We start from the raw sequence: 20,745 nt of genomic DNA on the forward strand, positions 1-20,745 counted from the left end.
CCTGGAGGCCGCCGCGGACTCCGGTGCCGGGGACTGCGCCGGGCCGCCGGCCGGATCGTCGAAAAGGCCCTCTGGTTGGCCCGATTCCGCCCTACTGGTCACGCTCCGACACTATCTCGCCGCGCCGACGCCCCGGCCCGGCCGCGGTCCCGGTCGTCCAGCGCCGGGATCCGGGACGTGGCCCACAGCGCGGCGACGACGATGGCCGATCCGGCGACGCCGTCCAGCCAGTAGTGGTTGGCCGTGAGCACCACGACCAGCAGCGTGACCACGGGATGGGCCGCGGCCAGCCAGCGCCACCGGCCGCGGGCGTAGCGGATCACGCCCCAGGCGATCAGCAGCGCCCAGCCGACGTGCAGCGAGGGCATCGCGGCGAACTGGTTGGTGATCCCCTGCCCCGGCTCGGTCGCGTAGGCGCTCGGCCCGTAGGCGGTCATCAGGTCCACGAACCCGTGGCCGGGCAGCATCCTGGGCGGCGCCAGCGGGTAGGCGAAGTGGACGAGCAGCGCCGCCGCCGCCGACCCGAGGATCACCGCGCGGACCCGCGGCCAGGCGCGGCGCCGCCAGAAGTACACCCAGACCATGAACGCGGTGATCGCGGGGAAGTGCACGCGGACGTAGTACTCGTTGGCGGCCCGGACCCAGCCGTCCCAGCGCAGCGCGCCCTTCTGCAGGGACGACTCGTCCGGCAGGAACAGGGAGCGCTCCAGCCCCCAGACGGCCCGCGCGTGCTCGTAGGCCCGCTCGGGGCGCCCGTCGGCGAGGTGGCGGCCGTAGGCGTAGGCGCCGAGCGCCGCCGCCATCAGCAGGAACTGCAGGACGGCGGCGAACGCCAGGCCCGTGACGCGCCTGTCGCCGCGCAGTGTCGCTCCCTCGCCCGCCCATCGCCGCATCCGTTCATCATCCAACTACCCGCGCTTCCGCGCGTGATACGTCAGGAGGGTTCGCCTGGTACGTCAGGAGGGGCCGCGCTCCATCCGAGGTCCCAGGCACGGGGAACCCCAGGGCGGGTTTTGGCGTTGGAACCGGCCGGAGGGTTGAATCAGGAGCGTGAAGGTGCCAGGGACGACCCAGCGTCGGCGGCACGGGCTGGCAGGGCTGCTCGTGGCGCTCTTCGTCGTGGGCGGGCTCGTCTTCAGCTACGGGCTGGGCCACGCCCCGCCCGCGCGCGCCTGCACCGAGCATGCGGTGACCGCCCCCGTGGGCGCCCCGACCGGGCACGCCACAGGGCAGACCACAGGGCAGACCACAGGGCACGCCACCGCCCGGCATGCCTTGCAGGGGGCCGTCGCCGACGCGGCGATGAGCGTCCCGAAGCCCCCGGCGCACGGCCCGGCCGAGGTCTGCCTGTGCCTGGCCGTGCTGTTCACCCTCCTGGCCCTCGGCCTGCTGGCGGCGGGCCTGCGGCGCCCCCTCCTGCGCCTGCCCGCCCGCTCCGGCTGGTCGCCGGCGCTGCCCCGGGGCGGCGTCCCGCCGCTCTCCCCCGTGTCCTCTCTCCAGGTGCTCCGGCTGTGACGGACCGGCCGTAAGGCCACCGGCACCCGTCGCCCGCGCCCGCCGCGGTGCGGCGCTGCCGCCGTTTCCGAACATCCAGCCAGAGCGGAGGGGACAGCCATGTCCAAGAGCAGTCGCAACAGGAACGCCAGGAACACCAGGAACACCAGCGCGAGAGGCTCCGGCGCCAGGAACAAGAACGTGCTGACCCAGCGGCAGGTGCCGTGGGGCGGCATCGCCTTCTTCACCGTGATCGGCCTGGTCGCGGTCGTCGCGATCACCTACGCGTTCATGCAGACCAGGTCGGCCTCGGCGGGGTCGGCGTCGATCTCCGGGCTCGTCCAGAAGGACGGCCTCGGCCGCGACCACACCACCGGCGCCGTCAAGTACGACGCCGAGCCGCCGATGGGCGGCGACCACGACCCCACGTGGCAGAACTGCGACGCGCACGTGTACGACCGGCCGCTGCGCAACGAGAACGCCGTCCACTCCCTGGAGCACGGCGCCGTGTGGATCACCTACCGCCCCGGCCTGCCCGCCGAGCAGCTCGACCGGCTCAAGGCCCGGGTCGCCTCCACCGACTACACGTTCCTGAGCCCCTACCCGTCCCTGGACGCCCCGCTCGCGCTCACCGCGTGGGGCCGCCAGGTCAAGCTCCAGGACGCGGGCGACGGGCGCGTAAACGCGTTCCTGCGCGCGTTCGTGAAGGGCCCGCAGACCCCTGAGCCCGGCGCCGCCTGCAACGGCGCCAAGGACGCCCCGTGAGCACGCCCGCCCCCGCGCGAGGACGGCGGGTCACCGTCGTCCTCGCGGCCCTCCTCGCGGCCGCCGCGCTCGCCACGCTGGCGATGACGCGCTCGGGCGGCCCGGGCGCGGACGGCCCCGAGGCGGGGTTCGCCCGGGACATGAGCACCCACCACGCGCAGGCGGTCCGGATGTCCTTCCTCGTCCGGGACCGCACGCGCGACCCCGCCGTCCGCCTGCTGGCCTACGACATCATCAACACCCAGTCGGCGCAGATCGGCATGATGACCGCCTGGCTGGACGAGTGGGGGGCGCCCAAGACCGACCCGGCGGGCCCGATGCGCTGGATGTCCGGCCATCCCGGCCACGGCGCGGCCTCCCCGGGCGGGACGGCTCCGGCGCGGATGCCGGGGATGGCGTCCCGCGAGCAGCTCGCGGAGCTGGAGAAGGCCGAGGGCCGGGACGCCGAGCTGCGCTTCCTGCGCCTGATGATCGCCCACCACCGCGGCGGCGTCGGCATGGCGGAGGCGGTCCTCGCCCGCACCGGCCGGGACCGCGTGCGGCGGCTGGCCCGCACGATGGTGGACGGCCAGAACGCGGAGATCACGCTGATGAACCGGATGCTCGCCGAGCGCGGCGGCGGCGCCGCGTGAGGGCCGCCGAGCGGGGGCGCTCACGCGGCGGACCGGTCCGGAGGTGACCCCGGCCACCTTCGTGATATCGCTTGACAGCGTCCCCCGATCGCGGGTCACTGACGACCATGGCTCAGAACCTCAGCGGCTACCACCGGGCCCTCGACCTGTTCGAGGGCCTGGTGGCCGGCGTCCCCCGGGACGGCTGGGACGCCCCCTCACCCTGCGCCCGCTGGACGGCGCGGGACGTCGCGGGCCATGTCACCGGCGGCCAGCACCTGGTCCGCGCGCTGGCGTGCGGCGGGCCCGTCCCGGACGTCACCGCCGACCCGGCGCGGTTCGTCCCCGGCGATGTGCGGGCGGCGTGGGACGCGGCGCGCGAGGAGTGCGCGGCGGCCCTCACCCCGGAGGCGCTGAGACGCCCCGTCCCGGTGGGGGCGCTGGGCGAGCTGCCGCTGGGCGACTACCTCGGCGGCTACGTCCTGGAGCCGCTGGCGCACGCGTGGGACCTGGCCGTGGCCACCGGCCAGCCGTCCCGGCTGGACCCGGGCCTCGTCCACCACGCCTTCGCGACCGCCCACCTGATCGCGGCGCCGCTGCGGGCGGCCGGGCACCTGGCCCCGGCGCTGCCGGTCCCGCGCGGCGCGGACGAGCAGACACGCCTGCTGGCCTTCCTCGGCCGCGCCTCCGACGGACCCGCCGACGGCCGCGGCTCCGACGGACATGCCACCGGACGGGCCACCGACGGACACGCCGACGCGCGGACCTACCGGGCGTGACCGGCGCGGGTCAGGGGAACGGCGCGGGTCAGGAGAACTCGGCGAGCGTGCGCTCGGCCTCCTCCAGCCACGCGCGGCGGGCCGACAGCGCCTCCTCGGCGTCCTTGATGTCCTTGTCGCGCCCCGCGCCGCGGGCCTTGTCGAGGCGCTTCTCCAGTTGCTCGATGGAGCTGCGCAGCTGGTTGACGGTCGCCTCGGCGCGGGCGCGGGCCTCGGGGTTGGTGCGCCGCCACTCGTTCTCCTCGGCGGAGCGCACGGCCTCCTCGATCTTGCGGAGCCGCCCCTCCAGCCGGTCGCGCTGCTCGCGCGGCACCATCCCGGCGGCCTCCCAGCGCTCCTGGACGGTCCGCAGCGCCTGCCTGGCGGCACGAACGTCCCGGACGGGCAGCAGCCGCTCGGCCTCGGCGAGGATCTTCTCCTTCTCCTCGGCGTTGCCGCGGAACTCGGCGTCCCGCTCGGCGAACGCCGATCCGCGCGCCTGGAAGAAGGTGTCCTGGGCGCCCTTGAAGCGGGCCCACAGGTCCTCCTCGGCCTCGCGGGACGCGCGGCCCGCCATCTTCCAGCGGCGCATCAGGTCGCGGTAGGCGGCGGCGGTGTCGCCCCAGTCGGTGGACCCGGCCATCGCCTCGGCCTCGGCGACCAGCCGCTCCTTCTCGCGGCGGGCCTCCTCGCGCTGGTCGTCCAGCGTCGCGAAGTAGACCTTGCGGCGCTTGGTGAAGGCGTTGCGGGCGGCCGACAGCCGCTTCCACAGCGCGGTCTCGGTCGGCCGGTCGATGCGGTCGGCGGCCTTCCACTCCTCGACCAGCTTGCGCAGCCGCTCCCCGCCGTTCTTCCAGTGGGTCTCCTCGGCGGCGATCCGCTCGGCCTCGGCGACGATGCGCTCCTTGACCTCGCGGGCCTCGTGCCGGTGCTGCTCGCGCTGGGCCTTGACCTCCTCGCGGCGGCGCCCGACCTGCTCGGTCAGCCCGTCCAGCCGGCGCGCGAGGGCGTCGAGGTCGCCGACCGCGTGCGCGTCGACGACCGCCTCGCGCAGCCGCTCGATGCTCTGCTGCGCCTGCGCGGGCTGCAGGTCGGTGGTGCGGACGCGCTGCTCCAGCAGCCCGATCTCGGTGGCGAGCGCATCGTACTTGCGCTTGAAGTAGGCGAGCGCCTCCTCCGGCGCGCCCGCCTGCCAGGACCCCACGACCCGCTCACCGTCCGACGTTCTCACGTAGACGGTGCCGTCCTCGTCCACCCGGCCCCAGGGATCGGTAGCGCTGGACACCCTTGCCTCCTGAATCGCAGGTCCGATCGAGCTCTCGGCCACCGGACCCTCCACACCTTAGTATCCCGTTCGGCTATTTCCCGACGATCGTTACGTCCTGGATCGTGACCTTCTCCTTGGGCGCGCCGTCGAAGCCGGGCTGCCCCTTCTCCTGCTTGTTGTCCGCCACGCCCGCCTTCGCCGCCTTCTCCAGCACCTCGACACCCTTGGTGATCTTCCCGAACACGGTGTAGTCGGGCGGGAGCTGCGAATCGGCGTACACCATGAAGAACTGGCTGCCGTTGGTGTCGGGGCCGGAGTTCGCCATCGCGAGCGTCCCCTTGGGGTACTTCGCGCCGGTGGTGTTCTCGTTGGCGTACTGGTAGCCGGGCCCGCCGCGTCCGGTCCCCTTGGGGTCGCCGCACTGGAGCACGTTGAGGGAGCCCCCGCCGGTGATCCGGTGGCACGGGGTGTTGTCGAAGTAGTTCTTCTGCGCCAGGAACCCGAAGGAGTTCACCGTGCAGGGCGCCTTGGACGCGTCCAGCGACATGACGATGTCGCCCTGGCCGGTCTTGACGGTCGCCTGGACCATCCCCGTGTAGGCGGGGTTCCCGGGCGGCGTGCCGACCTTCTTGGAGTCGGCGGCCTGCGCGGCGTCGACCGCCTTGTAGGCGCAGCCCGAGGCCACGGGCGCGGGCTTGGCCTTGGGCTTGTCGTCGTCCTTCATGACCACGGCGGTCGCGGTGCCGCCGCCCGCGAGGACGACCACCCCCGCGACGGACCCTATGATCTTGACCCGGCGGGCCCTGGCGGCCTCGGCCTGCCGGCGCTGCTCCTGGCGCTCGTAGCGCTGCCGAGCGAGCTGCTTCTTGCGATCCTTCCCCGCCACGGGCCTGCCTCTCCACGGTGATCAGGTGAACGTGCAGCGCATAGTAGCGGTACCGCGCGCGGGGCGCCCCTCCCCCTGAACGAACATGGAGGAACCCTCCTGCTCCCCCGCCGCGAGCCCGCGCGGCAGGCCGCGCGACACGGCGGCCGGGGCATCTCGTTCGCGGTGGCCTCGGCCGCGCCGGTACCCTCGGACACGCCCATCCGAGATGGTTCGAAGGAAGGACGGCCGTGCTCGTCGCCGGGTTCCCCGCTGGATCGCTCGCCGCGAACTGCTACGTCGTGGCGCCCGCCGCGGGCGAGGAATGCGTCATCGTCGACCCGGGCCAGGACGCCGGGGGCGGGATCGAGGAGATCCTCCGCGAGCACCGGCTGAAGCCGGTCGCGGTGCTGATCACGCACGGCCATTTCGACCACGTCATGTCGGTCGCCCCCGTCTGCGGCGCCCGGGACGTCCCCGCCTACATCCATCCGGACGACCGGGCCCTGCTCAGCGACCCCGGCCGCGGGCTGAGCCTCGCCGCCGCCCAGCAGCTGCTCGGCGGCCTGGAGATGAGCGAGCCCGACGACGTGCGCGAGCTCACCGACGGGACGACGCTGGAGCTGGCGGGGCTGACCCTCACCGTCGACCACGCCCCCGGCCACTCCCCGGGCTCGGTGACGTTCCGGACGCCCGCGACCGCCGAGATCCCCGAGGTGATGTTCTCGGGCGACCTGCTGTTCGCCGGGTCGATCGGCCGCACCGACCTGCCCGGCGGGTCGGACGAGGAGATGACCGAGAGCCTGCGGCGTGTGTGCCTGGCGCGTCCCGACGACACCGCCGTCCTGCCCGGCCACGGCGTGCAGACCACAATCGGCCGCGAGCGGGCGACCAACCCCTACCTCACGCGGCTCGCGCCGGGCGGCGCTCCGGGTTCGCCGGGCGAGGCACCGCTGAACGCGCCCACCAAGGGAATCTGAGCCAAGAAGATCATGAGTTCGAGCTTTCAGGCCCCCAAGGGGGTCAGTGAATACGTCCCGCCGCGCGCGGACCTCTTCTACGCCATCCGGGAGGCGTTCGCCGAGCAGGCCCGCCTCGCCGGCTACGGCTACCTGGAGCTGGCCGTCTTCGAGGACACCAACCTGTTCCGGCGGGGCGTCGGCGAGTCGACCGACGTGGTGTCCAAGGAGATGTACACCTTCGAGGACCGCGGCGGCAGGTCGCTGACGCTGCGCCCGGAGTTCACCGCGACCGTGCTGCGCTCGGTCCTGGAGAACAACCTGCACAAGCAGGGCGCGCTGCCGGTCAAGGTGTGGACGAGTGGGCCCGCGTTCCGCGCCGAGCGCCCGCAGCAGGGCCGCTACCGGCAGTTCTACCAGCTCGACCTGGAGGCGATCGGCAGCGAGGACCCGCAGGTCGACGCCGAGACGATCGCGATCGCCGCGAACTGGTACCGCTCGCTCGGCCTGACGCGGGTGCGGCTGCTGCTGAACTCGCTCGGCTGCCGGGAGTGCCGCCCGGCCTACCGGGCCCTGCTCCAGGACTTCCTGCGCCGCCTCGACCTGGACGAGGCGACCCGCGCCCGCATCGAGATCAACCCGCTGCGCGTCCTGGACGACAAGCGCCCCCGGGTGCGCGAGCAGCTCGCGGGCGCGCCGCTGATGGCCGACCACCTGTGCGCGGCCTGCAAGGACCACCACGACCGCGTCCGCGGCCTGCTGGCCGACCTCGGCATCGGCTGGGAGGACACCCCCACCCTCGTCCGCGGCCTGGACTACTACACCCGCACCACCTACGAGTTCGACCACCCGATGCTCGGCGCGCAGTCGGGCATCGGCGGCGGCGGGCGCTACGACGGCCTGTCGGAGGACATCGGCGGCCCGCCGCTGCCCGGCATCGGGTTCGGCCTCGGCCTCGACCGGACCGTGCTCGCGCTGGAGGCCGAGGGCGCCGCGTTCGCCGCCAAGCCGCGCTGCGAGGTGTTCGGGGTGCCGCTCGGCGACGCGGCCGAGCGCGCGATGTTCGCGCTCGTGGCGGAACTGCGCGGCGCGGGCGTCGCCGCCGACATGGCGTTCGGGGGCAAGCGGCTCAAGGGCGCGATGAAGGACGCGGACCGGTCGGGCGCCCGGTACGCCGTGATCCTCGGCGAGCGAGATATCTCGGACGGCGTCGCCCAGGTCAAGGATCTGACCGAGGGCGAGCAGACCGCCGTCCCCCTCGCCGACATCACCCCGACGTTGAAGGAAAGGCTTTCGAGATGATCCGCACGCACGAGGCGGGGACGCTCCGCAAGGAGCACGCCGGGCAGCAGGTCACGCTGGCCGGCTGGGTGGGCCGCCGCCGCGACCACGGCGGCGTCACGTTCATCGACCTGCGCGACGCGTCCGGCACCGCGCAGGTGGTGTTCCGCGAGGAGGGCGGCCCGGACGCCGCGGGGGCCGCCCCCGAGGGCGGCGCGGGCGCCGTGGTGAGCGGCGTCGCGCACGACCTGCGCGCCGAGTTCTGCGTCCGGGTCACCGGCGAGGTCCGGGTGCGGCCCGCCGGCAACGAGAACCCGGAGCTGCCCACCGGCGGCATCGAGGTCGCCGCCACCGAGATCGAGGTCCTGTCGGACTCGGCGCCGCTGCCGTTCCCCATCGAGGGCGACGTCAACGTCAACGAGGAGATCCGGCTCCGGTACCGCTACCTGGACCTGCGCCGCGACGCGGTCGCACGGACGATGCGGATCCGCTCGGAGGCGACCTTCATCACCCATGAGGTGATGCGCGAGCACGGCTTCGTCAACGTCGAGACCCCCACCCTCACCCGGTCCACGCCCGAGGGCGCCCGCGACTTCCTCGTGCCCGTCCGGCTCCGCCCGGGCCACTGGTACGCGCTGCCGCAGTCGCCGCAGCTGTTCAAGCAGCTCCTCATGGTCGCCGGGATGGAGCGCTACTACCAGATCGCGCGCTGCTACCGCGACGAGGACTTCCGCGCCGACCGGCAGCCCGAGTTCACCCAGATCGACATCGAGATGTCCTTCGCCGAGCAGGACGACGTCCTGCGGGTCGGCGAGGACCTCGTCGCCCGGCTCTGGAAGGACGTCGCGGGATACGAGATCCCCCGCCCGATCCCCCACATCACCTACGCCGACGCCATGGCCCGCTACGGCTCCGACAAGCCCGACCTGCGGTTCGGCAACGAGCTGACCGACCTGACCGAGTACTTCGCCGGCACCTCGTTCCGGGTGTTCCAGGCGCCCTACGTCGGCGCGGTGGTCATGCCGGGCGGCGCGTCCCAGACCCGCAAGGAGCTGGACGGTTGGCAGGACTGGGCGAAGGCGCGCGGCGCCCGCGGCCTCGCCTACGTGCTCGTCGGCGAGGACGGCACGCTCGGCGGCCCGGTCGCCAAGAACCTCTCCGACTCCGAGAAGTCAGGGCTCGCCGCCGCGACCGGCGCGGCCGCCGGTGACGCGATCTTCTTCGGCGCCGGCAAGCGGCACGCCACGCAGGAGCTGCTCGGCGCGGCCCGCCTGGAGATCGGCCGGCGCGGGAACCTGATCGACGAGTCGGCCTGGGAGTTCGTCTGGGTCGTGGACGCGCCGATCTTCGAGCCCGTCGAGGACGAGAAGGGCGAGCAGATCGGCTGGACGTCGGTCCACCACCCCTTCACCGCGCCCAAGCCGGAGTTCGCCGACTCCTTCGCGGACGACCCGGGCACCGCGCTCGCCGACGCCTACGACCTCGTCCTGAACGGCACGGAGATCGGCGGCGGGTCGCTGCGTATCCACCGCGCCGAGACGCAGCAGCAGGTGTTCGACGTGCTCGGGCTGTCCAAGCAGGAGGCCGAGTCGCAGTTCGGGCACCTGCTGGAGGCGTTCAAGTTCGGCCCGCCGCCGCACGGCGGCATCGCCTTCGGCTGGGACCGGACCGTCATGCTCCTCTCCCGCCAGGACACGATCCGCGACGTGATCGCCTTCCCCAAGGCGGCGTCCGGCACCGACCCGCTGACCGACGCGCCCACCACGATCACCGCGCGGCAGCGCGAGGAGGCGGGCGTGGACGTGGTCCCCGACGAGGACGAGGCCCAGGCCGAGGGCTAGGGACGGTTCAGGGCGACCGCTCAGCGCGGTCGCCCTGGAGGACCCGCCCCGGATCCGCCCCGGGGCCCGCCGCCGGCGTTACCGGGTGGCGCCGCTGGTCACCCGGTAGACGTCGTAGACGCCGTCTATCGACCGGACGGCCTTCAGGACATGGCCGAGGTGCTTCGGATCGCCCATCTCGAAGGTGAAGCGCGACACCGCGACCCGGTCGCGGGTGGTGGTGACCGACGCCGACAGGATGTTGACGTGCTGGTCGGACAGAACGCGCGTCACGTCCGACAGCAGCCGGGGGCGGTCGAGGGCCTCGACCTGGATCGCCACGAGGAAGACCGAGTCCTCGCCCGGGGACCACTTCACGTCGATCAGCCGGTCGGGCTGGGACTTCAGGCTCGCGATGTTCGAGCAGTCGGCGCGGTGCACCGACACGCCGTGCCCGCGCGTGACGAACCCGACGATGTCGTCGCCGGGGACGGGCGTGCAGCAGCGCGACAGCCGCACCCACACGTCGGGGTCGTCGGCGACGACGACACCCGGGTCGCCGGCGGGACGGTTCCGCTTGCGCCGCGTCGGGAAGGCGATCTCGGCGAGGTCCTCCTCGGCGCTCTCCACACCGCCGAGGGCCTCCACGAGCCGCTGGACGACGGTCTGCGCGGACACGTGCCCCTCGCCGACCGCCGCGTACAGCGACGAGACGTCGGTGTAGCGCATGTCGCGGGCGAGGGCGAGCAGCGCCTCACCGGACATCATGCGCTGGAGCGGCATGTTCTGCTTGCGCATCGCGCGGGCGATGGAGTCCTTGCCGGACTCGATCGCGGTGTCGCGGCGCTCCTTGGAGAACCAGTGCTTGATCTTGTTGCGGGCGCGGGCGCTCTTGATGAAGCCCAGCCAGTCGCGGCTCGGGCCCGCGTCCTGCGACTTGGAGGTGAACACCTCGACGGTGTCGCCGTTGTCGAGGGTCGATTCGAGGGGGACGAGGCGGCCGTTGACGCGGGCGCCGATACATCGGTGCCCGACCTCGGTGTGGATCGCGTACGCGAAGTCGACCGGGGTCGCGCCCTGCGGGAGCGCGATCACGTCGCCCTTCGGGGTGAAGACGAATACCTCCGACACCGACAGGTCGAACCGCAGCGACTCCAGGAACTCGGCGGGGTCGGCGGTCTCCTTCTGCCAGTCCAGGAGCTGGCGGAGCCACTGCATGTCGCCGGCCTTGCGGCCGCCGACCGTCTCCTCCTTGTACTTCCAGTGCGCGGCGACGCCGTACTCGGCGCGGCGGTGCATGCCCCAGGTGCGGATCTGGAGCTCGACGGGCTTGCCCTCGGGGCCGATGACCGTCGTGTGCAGCGACTGGTACATGTTGAACTTCGGCATCGCGATGTAGTCCTTGAACCGGCCGGGGACCGGGTTCCACCGCGCGTGGATCGAGCCGAGGGCGGCGTAGCAGTCGCGGACGCTGTCCACCAGGACCCGGATGCCGACCAGGTCGTAGATGTCGTCGAAGCTGACGTCCCGCGCGATCATCTTCTGGTAGATCGAGTAGTAGTGCTTGGGGCGCCCGGTGACGGTCGCCTTGATCCGCGCCTCGCGCAGGTCGGTCGAGACGTTCTCGATCACTTCCTGGAGGTAGACGTCGCGGCGGGGGGCGCGCTCGGACACCAGGCGGGCGATCTCGTCGAACCGCTTGGGGTACATCGTCGCGAACGCGAGGTCCTCCAGCTCCCACTTGAGGGTGTTCATGCCGAGGCGGTGCGCGAGCGGCGCGAACACCTCCAGCGTCTCGCGGGCCTTCTTCTCCTGCTTGTGCCGGGGCATGTAGCGCAGCGTGCGCATGTTGTGCAGCCGGTCACCGAGCTTGATCACCAGGACGCGGATGTCGCGCGACATCGCCACGACCATCTTGCGGACGGTCTCGGCCTCCGCCGCCTCGCCGTACTTGACCTTGTCGAGCTTGGTGACGCCGTCGACCAGCGCGGCGATCTCGTCGCCGAAGTCGGTGGCGAGCTCCTCCAGCGTGTAGGGGGTGTCCTCGACGGTGTCGTGCAGCAGCGCCGCGCACAGGGTCTCGGTGTTCATGCCGAGCTCGGCGAGGATCGTCGCGACCGCGAGCGGGTGGGTGATGTAGGGGTCGCCGCTCTTGCGCTTCTGGTGCCGGTGGTAGTGCGCGGCGACGTCGTAGGCGCGCTCGATCAGCCGGAGGTCCGCCTTCGGATGGGTGTTGCGGACCGTCTTGATGAGTGGTTCGAGTACCGGGTTCATAGTGGGACCGCGCTGGGCGCCCAGCCTGGCGAGCCTGCGGCGCACCCGGGCGGCGGACGGCGGGATGGTGGTGGACGTGGCGGACGGGCCCCCGCCGGCGGGGCCGTCGGCGGTGGCGGCGCTCCCGGGCGTCGCGGCGGGCCCTGCGGGCCGGTCGGACGGTGCTCTCTCGGGAGCCCTCTCGGAGGCCGCCGTGCCCGGCGGCGGCGTGCTGTCGGACGCCGCCCTGCCGGCGGAGGACCGGTCGGACGATGTCGCGGCGGTCGGCAGGGCGGGCGGGCCCGGGGGCGACGCCCCCGCGGGCGGGGAGCCCGCGGATGGCGACCGGGCGGGCGGCGACTGGGCGGATGGCCTGGCGGGCGGTCTGGCCGGCGGCATGGCGGAGGGCGGCGTTCCCGCCGCCTCGGCGGTCTCGTCCACGGCGCCGCCCCGGTCCGGGCGGGACTCGGCCGCGAGATCCACCGCGGCGTCGGTCACCGCGTCGGTCGATACCACCTCACCTGGCACTCAGCCTCCCTGGTCAGAGCGGGCCCGGTGCACCGACCGGTCCCGCGGGCCGCGACCGGCCCGGATCTCGCCAGTGTATCCGGCCCCTTTTTGGTGCTAGACCGTAACCAGCGAATGGACGTCCACATTCCCGAGCCTCTGGCGTCCCTGGAGGAACGAAAGCTCGATCAGGACGCTGATCCCGGCGACCTCCCCGCCGCCTCGGCGGACGAGATCGACGGCCGCCCTGGCCGTCCCACCGGTGGCCAGCACGTCGTCGACGATCAGCACCCGGTCGCCGGGGCCGAAGGCGTCGACGTGCATCTCGATCGTCTCGGTCCCGTATTCGAGATCATAGGTCTCCTCGTGGGTCCGCGAGGGCAGCTTTCCCTTTTTGCGCACCGGAACGAAGCCCGCGCCGAAGTGGTAGGCGACGGGCGCGGCGATGATGAAGCCGCGCGCCTCGATCCCGACGATCTTGTCGATGGTGCCGCGGCCGTGGTGGTTGACGATCGCGTCGACCACGCCCGCGAACGCGACATGGTCGGCCAGCAGCGGGGTGATGTCCTTGAAGAGCACACCCGGCTTCGGATAGTCGTCCACGTCGCGGATCCGCTCCTGGATCAGCTTGTCGAGGTCCACGCTCGTCTCCCTGCGCTCGGTACCGCCGTGCTGGATGCCGCTGGTCCCCTTGAGGATGGACTCCACCGCTCAAGGAACGGCCGTGCGCGCGTCCCCTCCCGGTCGGGAGGGGCGCGGCACGGCCGCCGGTGTCTATCCGATCTTCGCTACTTGCCTCGGCGCTGCTGGCGGCTGCCGCGTTTGGGCTGCTGGCGCGGCCCCTGCTGCACCACCTTGCGGACGGTCACGCTCGCCTTCACGTCCTCGGCACCGCCGTCGTCGTCATCGTCGTCGGCATCCTCGTCGGAGGACCCCGTCGCCCGCGTGACCTTGGCGGCCTTGGCCTGCCGCTTCGCGCTGTGCTCGCGGCGCGCGATGTTGGCGCGGATCTGCTTGTACTTCGGCTCGCGCTCCTTGAGCTGGACGAGCAGCGGCGTCGCCACGCACAGCGAGGAGTACGTACCGATGATCATGCCGACGAACAGGGCGAGCGACAGGTCCTTCAGCGTTCCCGCGCCGAACAGCGTGGTGCCGATGAACAGGATCGCCCCGACCGGCAGGATCGCGACCAGCGAGGTGTTCAGCGAGCGGACGAGGGTGCTGCTGAGCGCCTGGTTCGCCGCCTCGCTGTAGGTCGTCCTGGAGGCCGCCGTGAGCGGTTTGGTGACCTCCTTGATCATGTCGAAGACGACCACCGCGTCGTACAGCGAGTACCCGAGGATCGTCAGGAAGCCCAGCAGGGTCGCGGGGGTGACCTCGAAGCCCGACCAGGCGTAGACGCCCGCCGTGATCACCAGGTCGTGGACGAGCGCGACCACCGCGGCCAGCGCCATCCGCCACTCGAACGCCACCGACAGGTAGCCGATGATCAAGATCATGAAGACGACCAGCGCCTGCCAGGCCTTCTTCTGGATCTCACCGCCCCACGAGGCGCCGACGACCTGGGTGCTGACCTTGCTCTCCGGCACGTCCAGCCGCTGGGTGACGCTCTTCTTGACCTCGGTGACCTGCGCGGAGGACAGGCTCTCGGTGGTCACCCGCCAGTCGCCGCCGGCCTTCTGCACGATCGCCTGGTGGGCGCCGCCGCCGGTGACGGCGCCGCGCACGTCCTCGATCGAGTGGCCGGAGGCCTTGAAGGTGAAGACCGAGCCGCCCTTGAACTCCACGCCGATGTTGAGGCCCTGGACGAGCAGGCCCGCGATCGACAGCACGAGCAGGAACCCGGAGATCGAGTACCAGATCTTCGGCTTTCCGACGATGTCGGCGCTGATCTCGCCCCGGTAGATCCGGGAGATCGCCGCACGCAGCCCCATTTCGCTCAGACCTCCTGGCTCGTCGTGCGCGCGGCCTTGGTGGCCGCCGCGTTCTGCGCGGACTTGCGCAGCCGCTTGGCGTCCAACCCGGACAGCGGATGGCCGCGGCCGAAGAAGTCGGTGCGCGACAGCAGCGCCACCATCGGCTTGGTGAAGAAGAACACCACGACGACGTCGATCAGCGTCGTGAGACCCATCGCGAACGCGAAGCCCCGCACGCCGCCGACGGCGAGGAAGTACAGGACCAGCGCGGCGAGGAAGGTGACGGCGTCGGCGACCAGGATGGTGCGCCGGGCCCGCTTCCACGCGTTCTCCACCGACGAGCGCAGCTTGCGGCCGGCGCGCAGTTCGTCGCGCAATCGCTCGAAGTAGACGATGAACGAGTCGGCGGTGATGCCGATGGAGACGATCAGGCCGATGATGTGCGGCAGCGAGAGCCGGAAGCCCATGCCCTCACCGAGGATCACCACCGAGATGTAGGTGATCGCCGAGGCCACCACGAGGCTGGACACGGCCACCAGGCCGAGGCCCCGGTAGTAGAGCATGCAGTACAGCACCACCAGGCCGAGGCCGATCGCGCCGGCGATCAGGCCGCCCTCCAGCTGGTCGGCGCCGAGCGTGGAGGACACCTCGTCGATGGAGCTCTGCGTGAACTCCAGCGGCAGCGCGCCGTACTTGAGCACGTTGGCGAGGTCGGTGGCGTACTGGCGGTTGAAGCTGTCGGGCGGGCCGTCGATGCTGGCGGTGCCGCCGTTGATCGCGCCCCGGTTGATGCTGGGCGCCGAGACGACCTGGCCGTCCAGGACGATCGCGATCTGCGCCTGCGGGGAGCTGGGGTTCTGCTGGTAGGCGCGGTAGGCCTCGGTGGTCACCTGGCCGAACTGGCGGCCGCCCTTGCCGTCGAACTTCAGCGAGACCGACCAGCTCGCCTGGCCCTGCTGGGAGTCCGGCGGCATCGCGTTGGCGCCGTCGACGTTCTCGCCGAGGACCCGCACCGGCCCGAGGATGTACTTGGTGACCTGGCCGTTCTCTTCCTTCTGGTCACAGGCGGCGACCCACTTGCGGTTCGGGTCGTTGGACCCGGGCGCCCGCCGGTCGCCGGTGTAGCAGTTGAGGGCCTCGAACTGCTTGATGACGTTCTTGTCGTCGATGCCCGTGTAGTCCTGCTGGGGCTGCTGGGGCTGCTGTGGCTGCTGCGGAATGCCCGACGGGACGCCCGTCGGCGTCCCCGAGGGAGTGCCGGACGGGGTGGCCGAGCCGGACGGATTCGGGGTGGGCGCGGTGAGCGCACCCGACAGCGCCCGCCCCCGCGGGGTGGCGGACGCCGAGCCGGACGGCGAGGCCGAGGCCGACGCGGACGGCGAGGGGCTGGCCTTGTCGTCCTTCTTCTTGCCGTCGTCCTTGCCCGACGGGCTGGCCGAGGGCGCGGGCGAGGCGGGCGCCCCGGTGGTCGGCTTGCCGTCGGCGATCGCGAAGGCCTGCCGGAACTGGAGCTTGGCCGTCGTCCCGATCAGCGAGACGACGCGCCCCTGGCCCTCGCCGGGCACGTTCACGACGATGTTGTTGTTGCCCTGCTTGGCGACCTCCGCGTCGGAGACGCCCAGGCCGTTGACGCGCTGCGTCATGATCTTGACGGCCTGGTTCATCTGCGAGGACGGGGGATTCTTCCCCGACTCGGTCTTGGCCGTGAGGGTGACGGTGGTCCCGCCCGCGAGGTCCAGTCCCAGCTTGGGCGTGGTCCGCCCCTGCAGGACGGCCACGCAGGCCAGCACCACCATGATCGCGAAGAGCGCTAGGAGCGTGCGCCCTGGCTTGGGAACATTGCTAGGCGGAGCCACTGGTCGTTTTTCCCGTCTTGTATCGGTGCCGGAGGGGGCGTCAGGCCGTGGGCTTCTCCGCGGCCTTCGCCTTCACGCGCACCCTCGACCTGGACCCGGACTTGGCGGCCGGGGCATCGGTGTCCGCGACGTCCGCGGCCGTCGCCCCCGCCCCTTCGGCGACCTCGACGGACTCGGCGCCCTTGGAGCGCCCCGAGCCCTTGGCGTCGTCGTCGTCGCCGTCCTCGTCCGCGGTGTCATCGGCGGAGGCGGTCTCGTCGGCGGCGTCCGTGTCGTCGGACTTGTCGGCCGCACCGGACTTGGTCAGCTCGACACGCCCCGCGTCCTCGGCCTCGTCCTGGTCGTCGTCGTCCTCGTCGAGCTCGTCGTCGAGGTCCTCGGGCTCGTCGTTCTTGAGGACCTGCATGACGGCCTGCTTGAGGAAGCGGACCTCGACGCCGGGGGCGATCTCCAGGAGAAGACCGTCGTCGTCGACCTCCACGACCGTGGCGCGCATGCCGCTGGTCGTCAGCACCGTGGCGCCGGGTTCCATGCGGGCCTGCATCTGCGCCTGCTCCTTGCGGCGCCGGCTCTGCGGCCGGATCAGCAAGAAGTAGAAGACCAGGGGTACGGCGAGGAGCAGCAGCAGGTTGAAACCCCCGCCGCCGCCCGAACCCGCCGCGATAATCATGTCGCTGCCGCCCATTACTGGGGCATCCTTCCGATGTGGTTTGCCCAGCCTGTGACCGAAGCGGTCACTCCCGCGAAACCGTCGGCTGGGGACGGTGAACCAAGTCCCGGAGTCTAGAGAGTACGCGAGACCCCGGCAACGACGTGACGATCGGTCACGCCGGGAAGTTCCCAAGCCGTTATCCGATGATCACTACTCCGTGCCTTCGGCGTCCCCGTCCACGTCGAAGAGCGTGCCGGTCAGCGGCGCGGCGGGCGGCGGCGTGAGGCCGAGGTGGGCCCAGGCGGCGCCGGTGGCGACGCGGCCGCGCGGCGTGCGGGCGAGCAGCCCCTGCCGGACGAGGAAGGGCTCGGCGACGACCTCGACGGTCTCGGGCTCCTCCCCCACCGACACCGCGAGCGTCGACAGCCCCACCGGCCCCCCGCCGAACTTGCGCAGCAGCGACCCGAGGACGGCGCGGTCGAGCCGGTCGAGGCCCCGCTCGTCCACCTCGTAGAGCTTCAGCGCGACCCGGGCCAGCTCCCGGTCGATCACGCCGTCGGCGCGGACCTCGGCGTAGTCGCGGACGCGGCGCAGCAGCCGGTTGGCGATCCGGGGCGTGCCCCGGGACCGCCCGGCGATCTCGGCGGCGCCGTCGTCGGTGATCTCCACGTCCAGCAGCCGGGCCGACCTGCGGACGATCACCTCCAGCTCGGCGGGGCCGTAGAAGTCCATGTGCGCGACGAACCCGAACCGGTCGCGCAGCGGGCCGGGCAGCATCCCGGCACGGGTCGTGGCCCCCACCAGCGTGAACGGCGCGATGTCGAGCGGGATGGCGGTCGCGCCCGGGCCCTTGCCGACGACGACGTCGACCCGGAAGTCCTCCATCGCCATGTAGAGCATCTCCTCGGCGGGCCGCGCCAGCCGGTGGATCTCGTCCAGGAACAGCACCTCGCCCTCGGCGAGCGTGGACAGGACCGCCGCGAGGTCCCCCGCCCGCTCGATCGCGGGCCCGGAGGAGATCCGCAGCGGCTGCCCCAGCTCCGCGGCGATGATCATGGCGAGGGTGGTCTTGCCGAGGCCGGGGCCGCCCGACAGCAGGACGTGGTCGGGGGTGCGGCCGCGCCGCAGGGCGCCGTGCAGGACGAGCGAGAGCTGCTCGCGGACCCGCTCCTGCCCGACGAAGTCGTCGAGCTTCTTCGGCCGCAGCGCCGCCTCGATCACCTGCTCGTCGACGTTCTCGGCGTCCGCGGAGACGAGCCGCTCCTCCTCGCTCATCCGCTGAGCTTCCGCAGCGCGGACTTGAGCAGGGCGGCGACCGGGGGCGTCTCGCCGCCGTCCAGGTCGGCGGCGACGGCCTCCACGGCGGCGTCGGCGTCCTTGGCCGACCAGCCGAGGTTGATCAGCCCGGCCTGAACCTGGGCGCGCCACGCCTGGGCGGGGCCCGCCGCGCGGGTGGCGGGCGCGCCGTCCCCGACGGGGCCGCCGAGCCGGTCCTTCAGTTCCAGGACGATGCGCTGGGCCCCCTTCTTCCCGATCCCGGGGACGCGCGTGAGCGCGGCCAGGTCCTCGGCGGCCACGGCGTGCCGCAGCGCGTCGGGGGTGTGGACGGCGAGCATCGCCAGCGCCAGCCGGGGGCCGACCCCGCTGGCGGTCTGGAGCAGCTCGAACACCGTGCGCTCGTCGTCGTCGGCGAATCCGAACAGCGTGAGGGAGTCCTCCCGGACGACCAGGGACGTGGGCACCCGGGCCTGGTCGCCGACCCGCAGGCCGGCCAGGGTGGCGGGGGTGCACTGCACCGCGTACCCGACGCCCCGCACGTCGATCACCGCCCCGTCGGGCCCGGCGGCGGCCACCTGGCCGCTGACGAAGGCGATCACTGGCTGGTTCCTCCTCTGGTCGGGGCGGTCCGCACCGCCGGGGCCGTCCGGGCGGCGAGCCGCTCGCGTTCGGCGCGCGCCGCGTCCTCGATCCGGCTCCGCTGCTCGCGCGCGAGCCGCTGCTGGGCGCCGCCGCGCCACACGTGGCAGATGGCGAGCGCCAGCGCGTCGGCGGCGTCGGCGGGCCTGGGGGCCGTCTCCAGGTTCAGCAGGCGCGTCACCATCCGGGTCACCTGCGCCTTGTCGGCGCGGCCGTTGCCGGTGACGGCGGCCTTGGCCTCGCTCGGGGTGTGCAGCGCGACCGGCAGCCCGCGGCGGGCGGCGGCGAGCATGGCGATCCCGGCGGCCTGGGCCGTGCCCATCACGGTGCGGACGTTGTGCTGGGAGAACACGCGCTCGACGGCGACGGCCTCGGGGGCCAGCTCGTCCATCAGCGCCTCGACGCCGCGCTCGATGCCGAGCAGCCGGAGGGCGTGGTCCTCGCCCGGGTCGGTGCGGACGACCGACACGTGCACCAGATGGAGCCGCCGCCCCGGGGCGCCCTCGACGACGCCCACCCCGCACCGGGTGAGCCCGGGGTCCACCCCCATCACCCGCACGGCCACTCCTTCGATCATCTGTTCGGCCGAACACGCTACCAAGCCAGCATCCCACCCGTTCAGCGGCGGCGGACGTGTCGCGGAAGTAATCCGCTTCCGGAAGGCCCTCAGAAGTAGTCCAGGGAGAAGGGGGCGGCGGCGAAGGGCGCCGTGAGCGCGCTCGCGTCGCCGCCCCGGAGCAGCCCGGAGCGGCGCAGGGTGGCGACCGGGACGCCCGCGTAGAGCGCGGCGAGGCCCCGCGGCCCGAGCCGGACGGCGTCCGGGTGTTCGGCGGAGCGTTCCAGCCGGCCGCGCCCGTCCGCGACCTCGAACAGCCAGTGGCCGGAGTTCGACGGGCGCTGCGGATCGTCGACCAGCAGGGGCACCCGGGCGCCCACCCCGGCCGGGTAGCCGCGCGCCTCGATCGCGGCGGGCGCGTCGACCACGCGCAGCATCCACTGGTTGCGGCGGACGTGGTCGACCTCGCGCTCGGCGGGCAGCCACAGCGCCGCGTCCATGGGTCCGACGCACGCGTGGACGGTGGGCGCGACCGACGACCCGGACCCCACGATCGCCCACAGCGCCCGCAGGGTGCGCTCCGACGCCGCGACGAGCCGGACGACCTCCAGCGCCGTCTTGCCGCCCGTCCAGCGGTAGGTGAGGAACCCGTCGTCGGCCAGGTAGGAGAAGTCGTTCTCCTCGGCGAGTTGGACGCGCCAGTCCGCGTCCGCCCATCCGACCGGACCGCAGTCGCCCGCGCCCCGGTGGACGCGGCGGATGACGGCCGCGACCTCGGCGGCGTCCTCCGGCCCGGCGCGGCGGACCGGGACGCGCTCGGCCGCGATCCCCCGCAGCGCCTCGGCCGAAAAGTCGATCTTGTGCTGGGCGCCCGCGTGCTCCCAGCCGAGCGAGCGGTACAGCCGCGTCGTCGCCGGATACAGCATGGACAGCGGGTGCCCGAGCGCCGCGCAGCGCTCCAGCAGGTCGGCCATCAGCGCGCGGCCGAGCCCGCGGCCGCGCTCCTCGGGCGCGACCGCGACGCCGCCGACGCCCGCCAGCGACACCGCCCGCCCGTGCCACCACTGCGTCATGTCGTGCAGCCGTCCGGCGGCGACGACGCGTCCGCCGTCGAAGCCCGCGAACTGCCGTTCGGCGGCGAGCGTGGCGGCGTTGTAGCGCAGCGACCGCTCCCACTCCGCGTCCGAGTAGGGCCCGAAGGCGCGGGCCCGGACGTCGCGGGCGGCCTCGGGCTCATCGGGTTCGAGGGCGCGGATCTCCATGATCCA

At 72.8% G+C, this 20,745-nt stretch carries 19 protein-coding genes; 7 read left to right on the plus strand and 12 right to left on the minus strand.

The features are described from left to right. Positions 1–98: 98 nt before the first annotated feature. Positions 99–893, minus strand: a complete 795-nt coding sequence (locus KLI87_RS38515; RefSeq protein ID WP_156221759.1) for a phosphatase PAP2 family protein — start codon at positions 891–893, stop codon at positions 99–101. 163 nt (positions 894–1,056) lie between these two features. Here KLI87_RS38515 and KLI87_RS38520 point away from each other — a divergent pair, with 163 nt between their 5' ends. The 4 genes from KLI87_RS38520 to KLI87_RS38535 all read left to right on the plus strand — a co-directional run bounded on the left by KLI87_RS38520 (position 1,057) and on the right by KLI87_RS38535 (position 3,649). Further along, the gene (locus tag KLI87_RS38520; protein WP_214620942.1) at positions 1,057–1,515 is read left to right on the plus strand and encodes a hypothetical protein; all 459 of its coding nucleotides are present in this window, start codon (positions 1,057–1,059) and stop codon (positions 1,513–1,515) included. Between the two features lie 99 nt (positions 1,516–1,614). Next, complete coding sequence (locus KLI87_RS38525; protein ID WP_214620943.1) at positions 1,615–2,259, plus strand: DUF3105 domain-containing protein; 645 nt, start codon at positions 1,615–1,617, stop codon at positions 2,257–2,259. Beyond that, positions 2,256–2,891 (plus strand): DUF305 domain-containing protein, encoded by a 636-nt coding sequence (locus KLI87_RS38530; RefSeq protein ID WP_308166549.1) that lies wholly within the window; start codon positions 2,256–2,258, stop codon positions 2,889–2,891. Before KLI87_RS38525 ends, KLI87_RS38530 begins: the two co-directional genes overlap by 4 nt. Positions 2,892–2,998: 107 nt before the next feature. Further along, the gene (locus KLI87_RS38535) at positions 2,999–3,649 is read left to right on the plus strand and encodes a TIGR03086 family metal-binding protein (protein ID WP_214620944.1); all 651 of its coding nucleotides are present in this window, start codon (positions 2,999–3,001) and stop codon (positions 3,647–3,649) included. Between the two features lie 28 nt (positions 3,650–3,677). Here the strand turns inward: KLI87_RS38535 and KLI87_RS38540 are convergent, their stop codons facing one another. Together KLI87_RS38540 and KLI87_RS41790 are read right to left on the minus strand one after the other, a co-directional pair. Continuing rightward, positions 3,678–4,913, minus strand: coding sequence for a DUF349 domain-containing protein (locus KLI87_RS38540; RefSeq protein ID WP_214620945.1), 1,236 nt, complete (start codon positions 4,911–4,913; stop codon positions 3,678–3,680). 73 nt (positions 4,914–4,986) lie between these two features. Then, the gene (locus KLI87_RS41790; protein WP_214620946.1) at positions 4,987–5,781 is read right to left on the minus strand and encodes a peptidylprolyl isomerase; all 795 of its coding nucleotides are present in this window, start codon (positions 5,779–5,781) and stop codon (positions 4,987–4,989) included. A gap of 230 nt (positions 5,782–6,011) precedes the next feature. Between KLI87_RS41790 and KLI87_RS38550 the strand changes: the two genes are divergently transcribed. From KLI87_RS38550 to aspS, 3 genes are read left to right on the plus strand one after another with little or no spacing between them, the layout of a single operon-like run. Next, positions 6,012–6,740 carry an MBL fold metallo-hydrolase gene (locus KLI87_RS38550; RefSeq protein ID WP_214620947.1) on the plus strand — a complete coding sequence of 243 codons (729 nt, stop codon included), beginning with the start codon at positions 6,012–6,014 and terminating at the stop codon, positions 6,738–6,740. A gap of 12 nt (positions 6,741–6,752) precedes the next feature. Next, entirely contained in the window at positions 6,753–8,021 is a 1,269-nt protein-coding gene (hisS, locus tag KLI87_RS38555) for a histidine--tRNA ligase (RefSeq protein WP_214620948.1), read from the plus strand. Continuing rightward, the gene (gene aspS / locus KLI87_RS38560) at positions 8,018–9,841 is read left to right on the plus strand and encodes an aspartate--tRNA ligase (protein WP_214620949.1); all 1,824 of its coding nucleotides are present in this window, start codon (positions 8,018–8,020) and stop codon (positions 9,839–9,841) included. The genes hisS and aspS overlap by 4 nt, the downstream gene beginning before the upstream one ends. Positions 9,842–9,919: 78 nt before the next feature. Here aspS and KLI87_RS38565 read toward each other — a convergent pair whose 3' ends face one another. The 9 genes from KLI87_RS38565 to eis form a co-directional block, all read right to left on the minus strand. Continuing rightward, complete coding sequence (locus KLI87_RS38565) at positions 9,920–12,094, minus strand: bifunctional (p)ppGpp synthetase/guanosine-3',5'-bis(diphosphate) 3'-pyrophosphohydrolase (RefSeq protein ID WP_173391006.1); 2,175 nt, start codon at positions 12,092–12,094, stop codon at positions 9,920–9,922. A 603-nt stretch (positions 12,095–12,697) separates the two neighbouring features. After that, complete coding sequence (locus KLI87_RS38570) at positions 12,698–13,222, minus strand: adenine phosphoribosyltransferase (protein ID WP_214621002.1); 525 nt, start codon at positions 13,220–13,222, stop codon at positions 12,698–12,700. 146 nt (positions 13,223–13,368) lie between these two features. Further along, on the minus strand, positions 13,369–14,514 hold the full coding sequence (gene secF / locus KLI87_RS38575) for a protein translocase subunit SecF (protein WP_156221747.1): 1,146 nt from the start codon (positions 14,512–14,514) through the stop codon (positions 13,369–13,371). A 5-nt stretch (positions 14,515–14,519) separates the two neighbouring features. Beyond that, a complete protein-coding gene (secD, locus tag KLI87_RS38580) occupies positions 14,520–16,292 on the minus strand; it encodes a protein translocase subunit SecD (protein WP_156221746.1) in 1,773 nt (590 codons plus the stop codon). Positions 16,293–16,392: 100 nt separating this feature from the next. Next, positions 16,393–17,037 (minus strand): preprotein translocase subunit YajC, encoded by a 645-nt coding sequence (yajC, locus tag KLI87_RS38585; protein ID WP_246251157.1) that lies wholly within the window; start codon positions 17,035–17,037, stop codon positions 16,393–16,395. 177 nt (positions 17,038–17,214) lie between these two features. Beyond that, positions 17,215–18,279 carry a Holliday junction branch migration DNA helicase RuvB gene (ruvB, locus tag KLI87_RS38590; RefSeq protein WP_156221745.1) on the minus strand — a complete coding sequence of 355 codons (1,065 nt, stop codon included), beginning with the start codon at positions 18,277–18,279 and terminating at the stop codon, positions 17,215–17,217. Beyond that, positions 18,276–18,881, minus strand: a complete 606-nt coding sequence (gene ruvA / locus KLI87_RS38595; RefSeq protein ID WP_214620950.1) for a Holliday junction branch migration protein RuvA — start codon at positions 18,879–18,881, stop codon at positions 18,276–18,278. Before ruvA ends, ruvB begins: the two co-directional genes overlap by 4 nt. Continuing rightward, positions 18,878–19,480, minus strand: coding sequence for a crossover junction endodeoxyribonuclease RuvC (ruvC, locus tag KLI87_RS38600; protein WP_214621003.1), 603 nt, complete (start codon positions 19,478–19,480; stop codon positions 18,878–18,880). The genes ruvA and ruvC overlap by 4 nt, the downstream gene beginning before the upstream one ends. 107 nt (positions 19,481–19,587) lie before the next feature. After that, positions 19,588–20,739 carry an enhanced intracellular survival protein Eis gene (eis, locus tag KLI87_RS38605; protein WP_214620951.1) on the minus strand — a complete coding sequence of 384 codons (1,152 nt, stop codon included), beginning with the start codon at positions 20,737–20,739 and terminating at the stop codon, positions 19,588–19,590. Positions 20,740–20,745: the final 6 nt, after the last annotated feature.

Origin of the sequence: Actinomadura sp. NEAU-AAG7, from assembly GCF_018603865.1 — a bacterium.
In the GTDB taxonomy this organism is placed as follows: domain Bacteria; phylum Actinomycetota; class Actinomycetes; order Streptosporangiales; family Streptosporangiaceae; genus Spirillospora; species Spirillospora litoris.